15 protein-coding genes and 1 riboswitch are annotated in these 16,977 nt (G+C 70.5%); of the genes, 12 read left to right on the top strand and 3 right to left on the bottom strand.

The window, feature by feature from the left end:
• Positions 1 to 20 precede the first annotated feature (20 nt).
• A riboswitch (glycine riboswitch) is annotated at positions 21 to 120 on the bottom strand.
• Between the two features lie 171 nt (positions 121 to 291).
• The 11 genes from ACIRQP_RS29200 to ACIRQP_RS29150 all read left to right on the top strand — a co-directional run bounded on the left by ACIRQP_RS29200 (position 292) and on the right by ACIRQP_RS29150 (position 12,601).
• A complete protein-coding gene (locus ACIRQP_RS29200) occupies positions 292 to 1,029 on the top strand; it encodes an AAA family ATPase (RefSeq protein WP_403894826.1) in 738 nt (245 codons plus the stop codon).
• A gap of 178 nt (positions 1,030 to 1,207) precedes the next feature.
• A complete protein-coding gene (locus tag ACIRQP_RS29195; RefSeq protein ID WP_403894823.1) occupies positions 1,208 to 1,942 on the top strand; it encodes an enhanced serine sensitivity protein SseB in 735 nt (244 codons plus the stop codon).
• 286 nt (positions 1,943 to 2,228) lie between these two features.
• Positions 2,229 to 3,014: an enhanced serine sensitivity protein SseB C-terminal domain-containing protein gene (locus ACIRQP_RS29190; RefSeq protein WP_403894821.1), complete on the top strand. Its 786-nt coding sequence runs from the start codon at positions 2,229 to 2,231 to the stop codon at positions 3,012 to 3,014.
• Between the two features lie 381 nt (positions 3,015 to 3,395).
• The gene (locus ACIRQP_RS29185) at positions 3,396 to 4,394 is read left to right on the top strand and encodes an ABC transporter permease (protein ID WP_403894818.1); all 999 of its coding nucleotides are present in this window, start codon (positions 3,396 to 3,398) and stop codon (positions 4,392 to 4,394) included.
• A 42-nt stretch (positions 4,395 to 4,436) separates the two neighbouring features.
• Entirely contained in the window at positions 4,437 to 6,194 is a 1,758-nt protein-coding gene (locus ACIRQP_RS29180) for an ABC transporter substrate-binding protein (protein WP_403894816.1), read from the top strand.
• A gap of 179 nt (positions 6,195 to 6,373) precedes the next feature.
• Positions 6,374 to 7,384, top strand: a complete 1,011-nt coding sequence (locus ACIRQP_RS29175) for an ABC transporter permease (protein ID WP_403894813.1) — start codon at positions 6,374 to 6,376, stop codon at positions 7,382 to 7,384.
• The gene (locus tag ACIRQP_RS29170; protein WP_403894810.1) at positions 7,381 to 8,493 is read left to right on the top strand and encodes an ABC transporter ATP-binding protein; all 1,113 of its coding nucleotides are present in this window, start codon (positions 7,381 to 7,383) and stop codon (positions 8,491 to 8,493) included. The genes ACIRQP_RS29175 and ACIRQP_RS29170 overlap by 4 nt, the downstream gene beginning before the upstream one ends.
• Positions 8,490 to 9,674 (top strand): ABC transporter ATP-binding protein, encoded by a 1,185-nt coding sequence (locus tag ACIRQP_RS29165; RefSeq protein WP_403894805.1) that lies wholly within the window; start codon positions 8,490 to 8,492, stop codon positions 9,672 to 9,674. The genes ACIRQP_RS29170 and ACIRQP_RS29165 overlap by 4 nt, the downstream gene beginning before the upstream one ends.
• A 111-nt stretch (positions 9,675 to 9,785) precedes the next feature.
• A complete protein-coding gene (locus ACIRQP_RS29160) occupies positions 9,786 to 10,454 on the top strand; it encodes a trimeric intracellular cation channel family protein (RefSeq protein WP_403894803.1) in 669 nt (222 codons plus the stop codon).
• Between the two features lie 38 nt (positions 10,455 to 10,492).
• Positions 10,493 to 11,326 (top strand): thioesterase family protein, encoded by an 834-nt coding sequence (locus ACIRQP_RS29155; RefSeq protein WP_403894801.1) that lies wholly within the window; start codon positions 10,493 to 10,495, stop codon positions 11,324 to 11,326.
• A gap of 111 nt (positions 11,327 to 11,437) precedes the next feature.
• Entirely contained in the window at positions 11,438 to 12,601 is a 1,164-nt protein-coding gene (locus tag ACIRQP_RS29150) for a cysteine desulfurase family protein (RefSeq protein WP_403894798.1), read from the top strand.
• Positions 12,602 to 12,637: 36 nt separating this feature from the next.
• On the opposite strand, the gene ACIRQP_RS29145 is transcribed toward ACIRQP_RS29150, so the two are convergent.
• The 3 genes from ACIRQP_RS29145 to ACIRQP_RS29135 all read right to left on the bottom strand — a co-directional run bounded on the left by ACIRQP_RS29145 (position 12,638) and on the right by ACIRQP_RS29135 (position 15,658).
• Entirely contained in the window at positions 12,638 to 13,975 is a 1,338-nt protein-coding gene (locus ACIRQP_RS29145) for an FtsX-like permease family protein (RefSeq protein ID WP_403894795.1), read from the bottom strand.
• A 3-nt stretch (positions 13,976 to 13,978) separates the two neighbouring features.
• A complete protein-coding gene (locus tag ACIRQP_RS29140; protein WP_403894792.1) occupies positions 13,979 to 14,791 on the bottom strand; it encodes an ABC transporter ATP-binding protein in 813 nt (270 codons plus the stop codon).
• Between the two features lie 162 nt (positions 14,792 to 14,953).
• Positions 14,954 to 15,658 carry an N-acetylmuramoyl-L-alanine amidase gene (locus ACIRQP_RS29135; RefSeq protein WP_403894789.1) on the bottom strand — a complete coding sequence of 235 codons (705 nt, stop codon included), beginning with the start codon at positions 15,656 to 15,658 and terminating at the stop codon, positions 14,954 to 14,956.
• 60 nt (positions 15,659 to 15,718) lie between these two features.
• Between ACIRQP_RS29135 and mnmA the strand changes: the two genes are divergently transcribed.
• Positions 15,719 to 16,852, top strand: a complete 1,134-nt coding sequence (gene mnmA / locus ACIRQP_RS29130; protein WP_403894786.1) for a tRNA 2-thiouridine(34) synthase MnmA — start codon at positions 15,719 to 15,721, stop codon at positions 16,850 to 16,852.
• Positions 16,853 to 16,977: the final 125 nt, after the last annotated feature.

Here is a 16,977-nt window from a genome sequence, read left to right as displayed (position 1 = left end):
GGCCCGCTTTTCAGATCTGCCTCATCCACGCGGTACGGGGCCTGAGAGATTCAAGGGAGGGTCTTGCTCCTTCGGCGCCCGGCGCACACACGGTGACCGGGACTCTCCCGCGCGGATTCAAACGGCCGGTATGCAGTTGGCGGGCACATCATCGCACGCATCGCCGCCGAGCGGGGAGCCCGGTCCACAACTCGCCCGCCCCCGCAAAAAGCTTGTGGCGCATTACCATTTCTTTACACTTCATGGGCAAGGTTCATGGGCCAGGTCGACTGAGCTGACAGGGGGACGGCGATGATGTCGCAGGGGTCCGGTACGTACGCGACGACCGCGGGGATGCCGGCACAGACGGGCACGGCCGCGCAGCCGGGCGCACCCGCACGGGACGGTGCGGTCCGGGACGGCGCGGCTCGCGTGGCGCGGGTCGTCCGGGATCTGCGGGGGCGGGGGCCCGCCGCCGAGGGCGGCCGGGCGCGGGGCCGCGGCACGAAGAGTCTCGTCTTCGCCGAAGGGGATCTGGTGGTCGTCTCCGGGCTGCCGGGCAGCGGCAAGTCCACCCTGATCCGGCGGGCCGCCGAGGCCACCGGTATCGACTCCCAGGACACCAGGGACCGCTGGGCGCGCCGGCTGCCGGGCGCCCTGCCGTACGCCGTCTACCGCCCGCTCGTCCGGCTCGCGCACTACGCGGGGCTGCGGCGCGCGCTCGGCTCCGGCGAGAGCGTCGTCGTCCATGACTGCGGTACGCAGAGATGGGTACGGAGCTGGCTGGCCCGTGAGGCCCGTCGGCGTGGCCGCCGGCTCCATCTCGTCCTGCTGGACGTCCCGCCCGAGGTGGCGCGCGAGGGCCAGCGGGAGCGCGGCCGGGGCGTGTCCGGCTACGCCTTCGCCCGGCACCGCCGCGCGGTCCGCCGCCTGCTCGCCGACGCCGAGACGGGCCGCCTCCCCCGGGGCTGCGCCTCGGCGGTGCTCCTGGACCGGGACGCGGCGCGGGCCCTGGAGCGGATCGCCTTCCCGGCCACCCGGGCGGATTGAGCCAACAGGCGGGCCGGACGGAGCCGTTCGGGGGCGGCGCCGGGGTCCGGACTCACTCGTCCAGGTGTGAGACCGACCGGCACAAGGGGGGAGAAGAAGGAGCCCCGCGACGCCGCTCCCCATGCGCCGATCGGTCTAAGGTGCTGCCGCGGGGGCGAGGGTGGCGAAGGGGAGCACGGTGAACACAGCATGGCCCGGCAACGAGCTGGAAGAGGTGCTCGTCGCCTCGCTCGGCGCCGACGCGGCAGGCGGACGGCTGATCGAGGTACTGGGACGCAGTGAGATCTGGGTGCCGCTGCCCCAGGGCGGCGGTCCCGACAGCCCCGCGCTCGATCTGCCGACGATGGAGATCGAGGGCATCCCGTATGTCCCGGTGTTCAGCTCCGAGCAGCAGTTCCTCCAGTGCGTCGGCGCCCATATGGCCTGCACCGTCGCCCCCGCCCGTGACTTCGCCCGGGGCCTGCCCCCGCAGCTCGGTATCGCGGTGAACCCGGGCGGCGTCGTCGGGATGCCGCTGCCGCCGCCGGCCGTCGCCGAGCTGTGCCGGGTGGGGCGTACGCCGCTCGACGGCCCGGCGAGCGGGGGCCGGGTGCGGCTCTTCGAGCCGGACTGGCAGGAGGATCCGGTCGAGTTCCTCTCGGCCGCCGGGGCCGAGTTCGAGGCGTCCGGTGTGGTGCTCTCCGCCCGCCGCGCGCTCGCCAGCGTCGAGGGCGAGCCCCCGGCGCTCTTCATCGGGGTCCAGCTCTCCTCCTGGGAGGCCGCGGACCGCAACGCCCCCATGGACGCGCTCGGCCGGGCGCTGGGGCGGGTGGCGGTGGGCTGGCCGGTCAACCTCGTCCTGCTGGACGTGGCCCAGGACCCGGTCGGTGACTGGCTGCGCGAGAAGGTGCGGCCGTTCTACCAGCGCGGCTGACTCCTGTCCGCCGCATAGTCCGGGACGGAACGGGCAGGCGCGGGTACGAGCGGGCGGGCTACGGGCAGGACAGGGAAAGAGATCGGCCACGCCCGCACCCTCATGGCGGGCGCGCCGGTCGTCAAGTCTGTGTCAGGAAGCCCCTCTAAGCTGGTTTCATGGCGGGACCGCCGCACCGTGTGCCCGGCGGGTCGCCCCTCCCGCGGCGGAGCGCGGCGGACGTATGGGGACGCGCGGGCTTCGGGGGGCTGGACGAGTGGTGGATCGAAGAGGGGCGGGACCCAGAGTGAGCGCGTCAGGCACCGCGGCGGCCGGGCAGGTCGAGCACATGCTGCGCCAGGTGACGCCAGGACGTTACGACGCGTACGAGGCGCTGCTCCAGGCGCTCGCCGACGACAGTGTCTGGATGTTGCTCTGGCACGGCCGCGCCGGATCACCCGAGGCCCAGTACGGCAACATGGAGATCGACGGCCTGGGTTACGCCCCGTGCGTCACCTCCGCCCAGGAGTTGGCGGTCAGTGGCTGGACCCGGGCCCACGAGGTGGTCTCGGGGCGCGACATCGCCCGAGCCCTCTATCCCGACCGCTGGGGGATCTGGCTCAATCCGCACGCCCCCGGCGGCGGTGTCGGCATCCCCTGGCTCGATCTGCGCCGGATCGCCACCGGTCTCGACCGGATGCCCGCGGGACCGCTCAGGCTCTCCGAGCCCGCCATCGAACTCCCGCAGTTCTACGCCCAGCTCACCCAGAACGCGCACCGCACGCCCGCCGTGCGCTCCCTGCGCCGCGCTTGGGTGCAGCCGGCCCTCGGCGCCCCGTATCTGGCGATCGGTCTCGACCTGTACGACACGAGCCCCGTCTCCGTCGACTCCGTACGCATGATGATGCGGCAGTCGATCGCCGCCGTGCCGGACGGACTGCCGGTCTCGACCGTCGCGATGTCCGACGAGTACGACCCGGTCACGATGTGGCTGCGCGCCAACACCAGGCCGTTCTACGACCGTGAGGCGCATGCCGTTCCCGCGCCGACTTCGGGATACGGCTACCCGCCGCCCGCCGGCCGCGCATACTGAGCGGCACCGCACGGGCGCGGAGCTTCGTCGCGCCGGGACGCGCGCACCGGTTTCATGCGGGATGAGGGCAGTCGGGTCGCATGTCCGATCTGGGGGAATAGTAGCCGAGTTGGTCCGCTGAGAAGATCGCGACGTCCGGATAACGGTAACCCTCGGATCGCATCACGGTTGCGCAAACATTCCCTGTGGGGGCTGGCGGGTGATCGCGATAGGACTGAAGACTCCGTGCAGCAGGTGGACTCGGCCTAGTGTGCGATGCGCTGACAGAAACAGTTCCCCCCACTTTTCCCGGGGGACCACCATGCGACATGTGAAGTGAAAGAGCCGCTACAGCGGCGGTCATGGGCCGGCCACCGTCGGCCGAGAGGGGTCTCCAGCGCAATGACGGCACCTATCGAGACCACCGGGTCGGCGGCGCAGGCGCAGCCGGAAGCGGTGCTGGAAGGCGCCGGGGGCAAGCAGATCGAAGGCCGTTCGCTCGGCCGGATCGCATGGACCCGTTTCAAGCGGGACAAGGTCGCCATGGCGGGCGGCGTCATCGTGATCCTGCTGGTCCTTGTCGCCGTACTCTCCAAACCGATCCAGTCGGTCTTCGGTCTTGACCCCAACGCCTTCAACCAGGACCTCGTCGACCCCGTGCTGCTCGCTCCCAAGGGCGGCTTCGGTGGCATCAGCTGGGACCACCTCCTGGGTGTCGAACCGCAGACGGGCCGGGACATCCTGGCCCGTATCGTCGAGGGCTCCTGGGTCTCCCTGGTCGTCGCGGCCGGGTCCACGCTGCTCTCCGTCGTCATCGGTGTCGTGATGGGCGTCGTGGCGGGCTTCTACGGCGGCTGGGTCGACAGCGCCATCAGCCGCATGATGGACACCTTCCTCGCCTTCCCGCTGCTGCTCTTCGCGATCTCGATCTCCGCGTCGCTCCAGGGCAGCGTGTTCGGACTCGAAGGACTCTCGCTGCGCATCGCCGTACTGATCTTCGTGATCGGCTTCTTCAGCTGGCCGTACATCGGCCGGATCGTGCGCGCGCAGACACTCAGCCTGCGGGAGCGGGAGTTCGTGGAGGCGGCCCGGTCACTCGGTGCGCGCGGCCCGTTCATCCTCTTCCGGGAACTGCTGCCCAACCTGATCGCGCCGATCCTGGTCTACTCGACGCTGCTGATCCCCACCAACATCCTCTTCGAGGCGTCCCTGAGCTTCCTCGGTGTCGGTATCGCCCCGCCGCAGTCCTCGTGGGGCGGCATGCTCTCCACCGCGGTCGACCTGTACCAGGTCGACCCGATGTTCATGATCATTCCCGGCATGGCGATCTTCATCACCGTGCTGGCCTTCAATCTGCTGGGGGACGGTCTGCGTGACGCACTCGACCCCCGTGGCAAGTAATCGCGGCCCTGCCGCACCATCGATCGAGGGGGCTTTCCTCAGGTGAACAGCAGAAAGACAGCGTCGGCCATAGCCGTCACGCTGGCGTTGGCACTGGGTGTTTCCGCCTGCGGCAGCAGCGACAAGGGTGACGACAAGGGGGGCGGCGGCAGCGCGAAGGCCGACGCCGGTCTGACCAGCATCGTCAACGCCAGCACCAAGAAGGGGGGAACGGTCACGTACGAGCACGCCAGTGGCCCGGACTCCCTGGACCCGGGCAACACGTACTACGGCTGGGTGCAGAACTTCTCCCGCCTGTACGGCCGTTCCCTGGTGACCTTCAAGCCGGCCGCCGGCAAGGAGGGCCTCACGGTCGTTCCCGACCTGGCGACCTCCCTGGGCAAGGGCAGCCCCGACGCCAAGACCTGGACCTACACGCTCCGCAAGGGCATCAAGTTCCAGGACGGCACCGAGATCACCTCCGCGGACGTCAAGTACGCCGTCGAGCGCTCCAACTTCGCGCCCGAGGCCCTCTCCAACGGCCCGACGTACTTCAAGTCGTACCTGGAGGGCGGTGACAAGTACAAGGGCCCGTACAAGGACCCGTCCGCCGGGGGCCTCAAGTCCATCGAGACGCCGGACAAGTACACGATCACCTTCAAGCTGAACAAGCCGTTCGCGGACATGGACTACCTCGCGGCGTTCTCGCAGACCGCTCCGGTCCCGAAGAAGGCCGACAAGGGTGCCGAGTACGTCCAGAACATCGTCTCCTCCGGCCCGTACCAGTTCGAGTCGTACAGCGAGAGCCGCGGCGCGACGCTCGTCCGCAACCCCCAGTGGGACCCGGCGACGGACCCGATCCGCAAGGCGCTGCCGGACAAGATCGAGCTGAAGTTCAACGTCAACGCCTCGACGATCGACGAGCACCTGCTCAGCGACTCGATCACCGCGGGTATCGAGGGCACCGGGCTCCAGTCCAAGACGCAGCCGAAGGTGCTCGTCAAGCCCGCCGAGAAGGCCAAGACGGACAACCCCTACGCGGGCGCGCTCCAGTACCTGGCGATGAACGTCAACGTGAAGCCGTTCAACAACATCGAGTGCCGCAAGGCCGTGCAGTACGCCGTGAACAAGGCCGGAGTGGTCGACTCCATCGGCGGCGCGGTCAAGGGTGAGCCCGCCACGACGATGATCCCGCCGTCGGTCGCCGGGTACAAGAAGTTCGACCTGTACCCGACCCCGGGCAACAAGGGCGATGCCGCCAAGGCCAAGGAAGCGCTCACCAAGTGCGGTCAGCCGAACGGCTTCAAGACCTCGCTGACGGCGCGCTCCGACCGTCCCGACGAGGTCCTGGCCGCGACGCAGATCCAGCAGAGCCTGAAGGCGATCGGTATCACCGCCGACATCAAGCAGTTCCCGGCGGACAAGTACTTCACCGACTTCGCGGGCTCCCCCAAGTGGGTCCACGAGAACAACGCCGGTCTGATGATGATGGCCTGGGGTGCCGACTGGCCCACCGGGTACGGCTTCCTCGACCAGATCGTGAACGGCTCGGCGATCAAGCCGTCGGGTGGCACGAACCTGATGGAGCTGAACGACCCGAAGATCAACAAGGCGCTGACCGACGGCATCGGCACCCTCGACCCCACCGCCCGCGGTGAGAAGTGGGCCGAGGTCGACAAGCTGGTCCTGGAGAACGCCTCGGCGGTTCCGCTCTTCTACCGCAAGAACCTGCTCTACCGCCCGGAGTCGGCGACGAACGTCACGGTCGCCGAGTCCTACCTGGGCATGTACGACTACGTGCTGATGGGCTCGTCGAAGTAAGACCGAGCGGCACTCAGTACGTCCGTACATCCCGTACGGCTCCGTACTTCGTACGACCGAGTAACACCTGTTACATCAAACAGCACCCCCCGAAAGGCAGGTGAAGGTGTCGGGGGGGGGGGGGGGGGGGCCCCCCCCCCCCCCCCCCCCCCCCCCCCCCCCCCCCCCACCGCACGGCTGTGGCTGCGTACATCATCCGACGCGTATTCGCCGCGGTGTTGCTGCTGCTGGTGGTCAGCGCAGTCACGTTCGCGATCTTCTTCCTGGTGCCCCGCCTGGGCGGCCAGACGACCGATTCACTGGCCGCCCAGTACGTCGGTAAGGGCGCCGATCCCGCCGCCATCGCCGCGATCAAGGCGAACCTGGGACTGGACGATCCGCTCTACCTCCAGTACTGGCACTTCATCAAGGCCATCGTGGTCGGCGCCGAGTACAACTTCGGCCCCAACCCCTCGGTGTGCCACGCGCCCTGCTTCGGCTATTCCTTCAAGACCCATGTCGAGGTCTGGCCGGAGATCGTCCAGCGCATCCCGGTCACCTTCTCGCTGGCCATCGGCGCGGCGGTCATCTGGGTCGTCTCCGGTGTCGCCATCGGCGTCCTCTCCGCGCTCAAGCGGGGCTCGATCTTCGACCGGCTGACCATGGGCGTCGCCCTGGCCGGCGTCTCGCTGCCGATGTTCTTCACCGGCCTGGTCTCCCTCGCGCTGTTCAGCTTCCACTGGACGATCTGGGAGAACCTTGAGTTCGTGCCGTTCTCCGAGAACCCCGGCGAATGGGCGTGGAACCTCATCCTTCCCTGGTGCACCCTCGCCTTCCTGTACTCCGCCCTCTACGCGCGGCTCACCCGCGCCGGGATGCTGGAGACCATGGGCGAGGACTACATCAGAACCGCGCGGGCAAAGGGTCTGCGCGAGCGCCAGGTGGTCGTCAAGCACGGCCTGCGCGCCGCACTGACCCCGCTCGTCACCATCTTCGGCATGGACTTCGCGCTGCTGCTGGGCGGCGCGGTCATCACCGAGCGCGTCTTCTCCTTCCAGGGGATGGGCGCGTACGCCATCCAGGGCGTGACCAAGAGCGACCTGCCCATCGTGATGGGTGTGACGCTGGTCGCCGCCTTCTTCATCGTTTTCTGCAATCTGCTGGTGGACCTCGTGTACGCCGCGATCGACCCCCGGGTGAGGCTCTCATGAGCGACGTGCGCAAGACGAAGGACGCGAGCGGGGACGACGCGGGTACGGCTACGGCTACGGGGGCTGCCGTCGGTGCTCCGGCCGCGGACGGCTCGTTCCTCTCCGTACGGGACCTCCGCATCCACTTCGACACCGATGACGGCCTCGTGAAGTCCGTCGACGGCGTCAGCTTCGACCTCAAGGCGGGCAAGACCCTCGGCATCGTCGGTGAGTCCGGCTCCGGGAAGTCCGTGACCTCGCTGGGCATCATGGGGCTGCACAGCTCCGAGCGGGCCCGCATCTCCGGCGAGATCTGGCTGGACGGCGAGGAGTTGATCGGCGCGGGCCCCGAGCGGGTGCGCGAGCTGCGCGGCCACAAGATGTCGATGATCTTCCAGGACCCGCTGTCGGCGCTGCATCCGTACTACAGCATCGGCGCGCAGATCGTGGAGGCGTACCGCGTCCACAACAAGGTCGACAAGAAGACCGCCAAGAAGCGGGCCGTCGAGATGCTGGACCGGGTCGGGATCCCCGAGCCCGCCCAGCGCTTCAACGACTATCCGCACCAGTTCTCCGGCGGTATGCGCCAGCGCGCGATGATCGCGATGTCGCTGGTGAACAACCCCGAGCTGCTGATCGCCGACGAGCCGACGACCGCCCTGGACGTGACCGTCCAGGCGCAGATCCTCGACCTCATCCGCGACCTCCAGAAGGAGTTCCACTCGGCGGTCGTCATCATCACCCACGACCTCGGCGTCGTCGCCGAGATCGCGGACGACCTGCTGGTGATGTACGCGGGGCGCTGCATCGAGCGCGGCTCCGCCGAGAAGGTCTTCTACCGGCCGCAGCACCCCTACACCTGGGGCCTGCTCGGCTCGATGCCGCGTATCGACCGGGAGCAGACCGACCGGCTGGTGCCGGTCAAGGGAACCCCGCCCAGTCTGATCAACGTCCCGTCCGGCTGCGCCTTCCATCCGCGCTGCCCGTACGCCGACGTCCCCAAGGACAACCTCACCCGCACCGAGCGTCCGGACCTGAGGGAGATCACCGACGGGCACTTCTCCGCCTGCCACATGTCGCCGGCGGAGCGGGAACAGATCTGGACCGAAGAGATTGCGCCGAAGCTGTGACTGAGCTGAAGAAGAAGATTCCGGAGCAGGAGTCGGGGGCCGGGTCCGCGTCCGGGACCGGCGGTTCAGGACCCGAGCCGATCCTCAAGGTCACCGGCCTGGTCAAGCACTTCCCGATCACCAAGGGCCTGCTGAAGCGCAAGGTCGGGGCCGTCCAGGCGGTCGACGGACTCTCCTTCGACGTGCGCCCCGGCGAGACCCTGGGCGTCGTCGGCGAGTCGGGCTGCGGCAAGTCGACCATGGGCCGGCTGATCACGCGACTGCTCGAACCGACCGGCGGAAAGGTCGAGTTCGAGGGCCGGGACATCACGCATCTGTCCGCCGGAGCGCTGCGGCCGATGCGCCGCGACGTACAGATGATCTTCCAGGACCCGTACGGTTCACTGAACCCGCGGCACACCATCGGCGGGATCGTCAGCACCCCCTTCAAGCTCCAGGGCATCGAGCCCGAGGGCGGCGTGAAGAAGGAGGTGCAGCGGCTGCTGGAGCTGGTGGGCCTGAGCCCCGAGCACTACAACCGCTACCCGCACGAGTTCTCCGGCGGCCAGCGCCAGCGCATCGGCATCGCCCGCGCCCTGGCGCTCAACCCGAAGCTGGTCGTCGCGGACGAGCCGGTCTCGGCGCTGGACGTGTCGATCCAGGCGCAGGTGGTGAACCTGCTGGACGACCTCCAGGAAGAGCTGGGGCTGACGTACGTGATCATCGCGCATGACCTGTCCGTCATCCGCCATGTCTCGGACCGGATCGCGGTGATGTACCTCGGCAAGATCGTCGAGCTGGCCGACCGTACGTCGCTGTACGAGTCGCCGAAGCACCCGTACACGAACGCGCTGCTCTCGGCCGTACCGGTGCCCGACCCGAGCAGGCGCGGCGGGAAGAGCGACCGGATCCTGCTCAAGGGCGATGTGCCGTCGCCGATCTCGCCGCCGAGCGGCTGCCGGTTCCACACCCGGTGCTGGAAGGCGACGGAGATCTGCAAGACGACCGAGCCGCCGCTGATCCAGCTGGCGCCGGGCCACCAGGCGGCCTGCCACCACCCGGAGAACGCTGCCGACCAGCGTCCGCAGGACACGGTGTCGGTGGCGGCGCGGGAGACGGTGGAGCTGGCGGCGCAGACGCCGGCCGCCGCCGCGGCTTCCGCCGCGCCTGCCGAGGACGCGGAAGGCCCGGCCAAGGAGTAGCCGGTCGGGTCCCCGGTCCCTGAGCACCCGGGACCGGGACCCAGGAGACCGGAACCGGGACCGCCGGGCCTTCCTTCGGGATGTGTCCCGGCGGTCCCGCACAATGTCCGAGTGTTCCACGACCTCTTCACGCCCTCTGTCCAGCATGGGCTCGACCTCGCCGGGATCTTCGTCTTCGCGATATCCGGCGCCCTGCTCGCCGTACGCAAGAACTTCGACGTCTTCGGTATGGCGGTACTGGCCGAGATCACCGCGCTGGGCGGGGGGCTGCTCCGCGACCTGATCATCGGGGCCGTCCCGCCGGCCGCCTTCACCGATCTCGGCTATTTCTCCATGCCTCTGGTGGCCACCGCGCTGGTGTTCTTCCTCCATCCTCAGGTGGAACGCATCCAGGGCGCGGTCAATGTCTTCGACGCGGCGGGGCTCGGCCTCTTCTGTGTCACCGGCACCACCAAGGCGCACGAGTACGGTCTCGGCCTCACCGCCTCGGCGGCGCTCGGGCTCGCCACGGCGGTCGGCGGCGGTGTGCTCCGTGACGTCCTCGCCAACGAGGTGCCCTCGCTGCTGCGCTGGGACCGTGATCTGTACGCCGTCCCGGCCATCGTCGGGGCCGCGATGGTGGCGCTCTGTATCCGCTTCGACGCGCTCAACGGGCTGACCAGTGGGTTCGCCGTACTGACCGCGTTCGCGCTGCGGCTGCTCGCGATGCGGTTCCACTGGCGGGCGCCACGCGCCCGGAACCGGCGGTCGGCCGCCGCCGAGGAGTCCTCGGTTACATAAGCTACCGCTTAGTACAATCCTGTTGTACGGTTTCCGCCATGGCACAGGCATCCATCGGTGACAGCGAGTTCGACCGCGGTACGGCCCTCACCCTTCGCGAACCGGGCGTCTACGACGCACAGCTCTCCCCGGGCTGGACGATCATGAACGTCGCCAACGGGGGTTATCTGCTGGCGCTGATCGGCCGCGCGCTCGGCGACGCGCTGCCGCACTCCGACCCCTTCGCCGTCTCGGCCCACTACCTCACGCCGTCGACGCCCGGCCCGGCCGTGGTGCGTACCGTCACCGTACGGACCGGCCGTACGCTCTCCACCGGACAGGCGTCCCTCTTCCAGACCGAGGAGGACGGCCGTGAGGTCGAGCGGCTCCGGGTCATCGGCTCCTACGGAGATCTGGACGCGCTGCCCGACGACGTACGGACGGCCGCGAAACCGCCCGCCATCCCGCCGCTGGAGCGGTGCGTCGGCACGGACGCCGGCCCGCCGCCGCCCGGTGACTTCTCCATGCTGGACCGCCTCGCCATGCGGATCGACCCGGCGACGGTCGGCTGGGCGCTGGGCGCGCCCTCCGGACAGGGCGACATGCGCGCGTGGTTCGAGTTCGCGGACGGCCGCGACGCCGATCCGTACTCCCTGCTCCTCACTGTGGACGCCCTGCCGCCGACCTCCTTCGATCTGGGGCTGAGGGGCTGGACCCCGACCGTCGAACTGACCACGCACATACGCTCCCGTCCGGCACCCGGCCCCCTCCGGGTGACGATCACCACCCGCAATCTGGCCGGTGGCTTCCTGGAGGAGGACGCGGAGGTCTGGGACAGCGCGGACCGGCTGGTGGCCCAGTCGCGCCAACTGGCGCGCGCGCCCAGGGAATGACGCGTCCGGCGCCGGCCCGCGCGGCGGGGGCCGGCCCGGAGCCGTACGCCGGCCGTTCCGGCGGACCGGCTGCGTGCCCGGCCGGTCCCGGCTCGTAGACTCAGGACCACCATGGCTTACCTCGACCACGCCGCGACCACTCCGATGCTGCCGGAGGCGATCGAGGCGATGACCGCCCAGTTCGGCCTCGTCGGCAACGCCTCCTCGCTCCACGCCGCCGGGCGCCGGGCCCGCCGTACCGTCGAGGAGGCCCGCGAGGCGCTCGCGGAGGCCCTCGGCGCACGGCCCAGCGAGGTGGTGTTCACCTCGGGCGGTACGGAGGCCGACAACCTCGCCGTGAAGGGCCTGTACTGGTCCCGGCGCGCCGCCGACCCGGCCAGGACCAGGGTGCTCGCCAGCCCCGTGGAGCACCACGCCGTTCTCGACGCTGTGGCCTGGCTCGGCGAGCACGAGGGCGCGACCGTCGAGTATCTGCCGGTCGACTGCTACGGGCGGGTGCTTCCCGGGGCGCTGCGCGAGGCCATCGCGCGCAACCCGCTGGATGTCGCGCTCGCCACCGTGATGTGGGCCAACAACGAGATCGGCACGATCCTCCCGGTCCGTGAACTGGCCGAGGTGGCGGGCGAGTTCGACATTCCGCTGCACTCCGACGCCGTCCAGGCCCTCGGCCAGACGGAGGTGGACTTCGGTGCCTCCGGGCTCGCCGCGATGACCGTCTCCGGCCACAAGGTCGGCGGCCCGTACGGTATCGGCGCCCTGCTGCTCGGCCGGCAGTACACCCCCGTACCCGTGCTGCACGGCGGTGGCCAGGAGCGGCATGTGCGCTCCGGGACCCTCGACGTCCCGGCGATCGCGTCCTTCGCCGTCGCGGGGAGGCTCGCCGCGGAGCGGCGCGAGGGCTTCGCCCGCGACATCGGCGCCCTGCGGGACGATCTGATCGAGGCGGTGCGTACGGCCGTTCCCGACGCGGTCCTCGGCGGCGACCCGGACCACCGTCTGCCCGCCAACGCGCACTTCAGCTTCCCCGGCTGCGAGGGCGACTCGCTGCTCCTGCTGTTGGACGCCCAGGGCATCGAGTGCTCAACGGGCTCCGCCTGTACGGCGGGTGTGGCCCAGCCGAGCCACGTCCTGCTCGCCACCGGCAGCGATCCCGACCTGGCCAGGGGCACCCTGCGCTTCTCCCTCGGCCACACCTCCACGGCGGCGGATGTGGAGGCGGTGGCGAAGGCCATCGGCCCGGCCGTGGACCGCGCGAGGAGCGCGGGCCTCAGCTGATCCGGAGGACTCCGGACCGGGGGCGGGGCGGCTCGTTCAGGCCGCCGTCGCCACCGCCTCCACCGCCGGGGTACGCAGCGTCCTGCGCGCCGTACCGACAGAGGTGACCAACGTCGCCGCGGCGGCGACCGCAGTGACACCGAGCCAGATCCCCGGCCCCTGGCCCGGCAGGACCTCGTCGGTACGTACCAGACTGAACGGCACGCTCCCCGCGAGCCCCGCCACCGTGCCGAAGAACACCCCGGTCACCGTCAGCGCCAGCCCCTCGACGCCGACCATCCCCAGCACCTGGCCCGGGGTGGCCCCCGCGAGACGCTGCTGACCGAACTCGCGGCGGCGGTACGAGGTCGCCGCGTACAGGCTGTTGATCAGCGTGACGCAGGAGAAGACCACGATGATCCCGACGACCACCAGGTTCACGGTCTCCAGGTTCTTGTCCTCGACCGATCTGGTGAGACCGGACGCCGTGATCGCGTCGTTCTCCAGCGCCTGCATGGTGAGCGTCGCCGTCGCGATCCCGGTGAAGAGGGTCAGCGGCATCAGCACGCCGGACAGCCGCGTGGCGCGGTCGCGCATGGTGTGGACGGTCAGATAGCCGCTCGCCCCGGTGAGCGCGGTGAGGGGCCGCTCCAGCGCGCCCAGCAGGGCCCGCAGCAGCGCCGGTGCGAAGTGCGCCATTCCGACGGCGAGCAGGATGGCGCCGCAGGCCGGTGCCGCCATGAGCGCGGGCTCCGTCGCGTCGATCGTGAAGGTGACGCACACCCCCGCCGCCCCGGCGACGAGCGCGGCGGCGCCGGCGACGTTCCGGCCCCGGCCCCGGGGCTCGGCGGCGCCCGCCAGGGCCTTCGTCGCCCGGCGCACCGCGAGGAACGCGGCGCCCGTCGCGGCCAGCAGCGTGATGCCGAGGCCGGAACCGAGCGCGATGGGCCCGAAGGCGTACGCGACGCCGTCGGCGACCTGGCCGGTGTCCTGGAACACCGAGAGCAGCTCCCGTCCGCCGAGCATCGCCGGACCGATGGCCAGCAGCGCTCCGGTCAGGGCGACCGCGGCCGATTCGCCCACGACCATCCACGTGATCTGCGCCGGGGTGGCGCCGGTGCTGCGGAGCAGGGCGATCTCCGTACCGCGCTGCCGTACGTTCACGGTCAGGGTGGACGCGACGGCGAAGAACACCAGCAGCGCGCCGTAACCGCCGACGACGTTCGCCACCAGCCCGAGCGTCTCCGCGCTGGCGGAGTCGATGCCCCGGGCGCCCGCGGTGTCGTGCATCGAGTGGAACGCCATGATGATCGCGGCGCCCAGGAAGGCGGACAGCAGGGTGGCGAGAAAACGCCCGGGACGCGTCGCGATGGACCGCATGGCCAGCGAGAACATGACTCACACCCCAGCCGTCAGGTCGTGGTGCGTCGGGTCCGTGCCGTGGGGCGCCGCGTCGCCCAGATGCGCGAGCCGCTCGGCGACCGCGTCCACGGTCGGCGCGGTCAGCCGCCCGGCCAGTCGGCCGTCCGCGAGGAAGACCACGGAGTCGGCGTACGAGGCGGCCACCGGGTCGTGCGTCACCATCACGACCGTCCTGCCGTGGACCCGTACGGTCTGCTGGAGCAGCCGCAGGACGTCCCGCGCGCTGCGGGTGTCCAGCGCGCCGGTCGGCTCGTCCGCGAAGATCACGGCGGGCTCGGTGACCAGCGCGCGGGCGATGGCGACGCGCTGGCGCTGACCGCCGGAGAGCTGGTCGGGCCGGTGGGCCAGCCGGTCGCCGAGACCGACCTGGGTGAGGATCTCCCTGGCCCGTGCCCGGTCGACGCGGCGCCCGGCCAACTTCAGCGGCAGGGTCGTGTTCCGCTCCACGGTGAGCGTGGGCAGCAGGTTGTACTGCTGGAAGACGAAGCCGATCCGGCGGCGGCGGAACTTCGTCAGCGCGGCCTCGCTGCCGCCGGTCATCTCCGCGCCGTCCACCATGACCAGCCCGCTGTCCGGCCGGTCGAGCCCGGCCGCGCACTGCAACAGGGTCGACTTGCCGGAGCCGGAGGGCCCCATGACGGCGGTGAAGCTACCGGCGGGGAGGCTCAGCGACACATCGTCCAGCGCGGTCACGGCGTTCCCGGCGGATCCGTAGACCTTGCGGACCTTGACCAGGCGCAGCGCCTCGGCGCTTCTGGCGCGCTCTGTCGAGTTCGTACGGCGAAACATGGTGTTCCCTCCCCGTTGGGACGCTCTCTGCGCCCATGCATGACGCTACGGACGGGGGAGAGCGGGCACATTGGGCATAGGGCCCGGGTGCGGGGGTGGTGCTGAGTACACCGTGCCGTACTCGATTCGGCGCGAGCGGGCCCTGCCGGGGCGGGCCGGGGCTCAGGCGTCCTGTACGAACTTCATGTACCTGTCCCAGTCCCACTTCGTCCCCGGGTCCGTGTGGTCCGTGCCCGGGACCTCCACATGCCCGATGATGTGCTCGCGGTCGACGGGTATCGCGTACCGCCTGCATATGTCGGCGGTCAGCCGCGCCGAGGAGCGGTACATCGCGTCCGTGAACGACGCGGCGTTGTCCACCCAGCCCTCGTGCTCGATACCGATGGAGCGCTCGTTGTACTCGCGGTTGCCCGCGTGGTACGCCACGTCCAGCTCGCGGATCATCTGCGCCACATGGCCGTCCTTGCGGACCACATAGTGCGAGGCGGCGCCGTGGCCGGGGTCGCGGAAGACCTTCAGCGCGACCTGATAGCTGCCCTGGACGACATGGATCACCACCCGGTCGATCGTGAAGTCGTCCGGCCGGTCCGCCCGTCGCCAGTTCGCGGAGGACGCCGCCACCCACTCGGAGCCCGCGTAGTCCAGCTCGCCCTCCTTGCGCGGCTTCGCGACGCCGGGCACGCGGTACCACAAATGCCCCAGCTCCTCGCGCGCCAGCACGCCCCCGCCGAGCACGGCCGCCGCGCCGCCGATCAGCACGGCCCGGCGGCGGACCTTGCTCCCGTCCGTGGGCGCACGACGGCTCCCGCCCGCGCGATGGCTCCCGCCCGCGCCGCTGCCCGTCGTGCCCTGTGTGTTCTCGCCCATGTGATCGTCAACGCATACTCGCGCGACTGTGGTTCCCTCGGGCCGTACCCTGGTGGAGCTATGACTCAGAATTCCCAGCGCCCTCGCCCCCTCCGCGTGCTCGCCGCCATGTCGGGCGGCGTGGATTCCGCCGTCGCCGCCGCGCGTGCCGCCGAGGCGGGCCATGACGTGACCGGCGTGCATCTCGCGCTCTCCGCGAATCCGCAGTCCTTCCGTACCGGCGCGCGCGGCTGCTGCACCATCGAGGACTCCCGCGACGCGCGGCGCGCCGCCGATGTCATCGGCATCCCGTTCTATGTCTGGGATCTCGCCGAGCGGTTCCGCGAGGACGTCGTCGAGGACTTCGTGGCGGAGTACGAGGCCGGCCGCACCCCGAACCCGTGTCTGCGCTGCAACGAGAAGATCAAGTTCGCGGCGCTGCTCGACAAGGCGCTCGCCCTCGGCTTCGACGCCGTGTGCACCGGCCATTACGCGACGGTCGTCCTGGGCCCCGACGGCGCGCGTGAGCTGCACCGCGCGAGCGACATGGCCAAGGACCAGTCGTACGTACTGGGAGTGCTCGACGAGCGGCAGCTCGCCCACGCGATGTTCCCGCTCGGTGACACGCTCACCACCAAGGACGAGATCCGGGCGGAGGCCGAGCGCCGGGGCCTGGCGGTGGCCAAGAAGCCCGACAGCCATGACATCTGCTTCATCGCGGACGGCGACACCCAGGGCTTCCTGGCGGACCGGCTCGGCCGGGCGGAGGGCGACATCGTCGACGAGTCCGGTACGAAGGTGGGCAGCCACGACGGCGCGTTCGGCTTCACCATCGGCCAGCGCAAGGGCCTGCGCATCGGCCACCCGGCGCCCGACGGCAAGCCGCGCTACGTGCTGGACATCTCCCCGGTCGACAACACCGTGACGGTCGGCCCGGCCGCCGCGCTGGACGTCACGGCGCTGACCGCCCGCAAGCCCCGCTGGTGCGGCACCGCCCCCACCGGCCCCGGCGACTACACCGCCCAGCTGCGCGCCCACGGCGGCGAGACGGCGGTGACGGCGGAGCTGGCCGACGGCACGCTCCACGTCCGCTTCGAGGAGCCCGTACGCGGCGTGGCACCGGGCCAGGCGATCGTGCTGTACGACGGCACGCGCGTGGTCGGCTCGGCGACGATCGCGACGACGGAACGCCGTACGGGAGCCCTGGCCGGCTGATCAGCCGGCCGAGGGCCGAGCCGTCGGGAGCGCGTCGTGCCACAGCACGACGGAAGGATCGGTCGTCTCAGCTGATCAAGAGGGCTGGCACCGCCCGCTCGCCCGTCATAGGCTGCCCCATGCGG

The sequence above is a fragment of the Streptomyces sp. NPDC102274 genome, assembly GCF_044766385.1.
Taxonomy (GTDB): Bacteria; Actinomycetota; Actinomycetes; order Streptomycetales; family Streptomycetaceae; genus Streptomyces.
This window is presented reverse-complemented; position numbering and strand designations above follow the sequence as displayed.

Bases quoted from the DNA above. Each gene is read 5' to 3' on its own strand.
- ACIRQP_RS29200 (WP_403894826.1), top strand. From the start codon at position 292: ATGATGTCGCAGGGGTCCGGTACGTACGCGACGACCGCGGGGATGCCG.
- ACIRQP_RS29185 (WP_403894818.1), top strand. From the start codon at position 3,396: ATGACGGCACCTATCGAGACCACCGGGTCGGCGGCGCAGGCGCAGCCG.
- ACIRQP_RS29170 (WP_403894810.1), top strand. From the start codon at position 7,381: ATGAGCGACGTGCGCAAGACGAAGGACGCGAGCGGGGACGACGCGGGT.
- ACIRQP_RS29155 (WP_403894801.1), top strand. From the start codon at position 10,493: ATGGCACAGGCATCCATCGGTGACAGCGAGTTCGACCGCGGTACGGCC.
- ACIRQP_RS29150 (WP_403894798.1), top strand. From the start codon at position 11,438: ATGGCTTACCTCGACCACGCCGCGACCACTCCGATGCTGCCGGAGGCG.
- ACIRQP_RS29145 (WP_403894795.1), bottom strand. From the start codon at position 13,975: ATGTTCTCGCTGGCCATGCGGTCCATCGCGACGCGTCCCGGGCGTTTT.
- ACIRQP_RS29140 (WP_403894792.1), bottom strand. From the start codon at position 14,791: ATGTTTCGCCGTACGAACTCGACAGAGCGCGCCAGAAGCGCCGAGGCG.
- ACIRQP_RS29135 (WP_403894789.1), bottom strand. From the start codon at position 15,658: ATGGGCGAGAACACACAGGGCACGACGGGCAGCGGCGCGGGCGGGAGC.
- mnmA (WP_403894786.1), top strand. From the start codon at position 15,719: ATGACTCAGAATTCCCAGCGCCCTCGCCCCCTCCGCGTGCTCGCCGCC.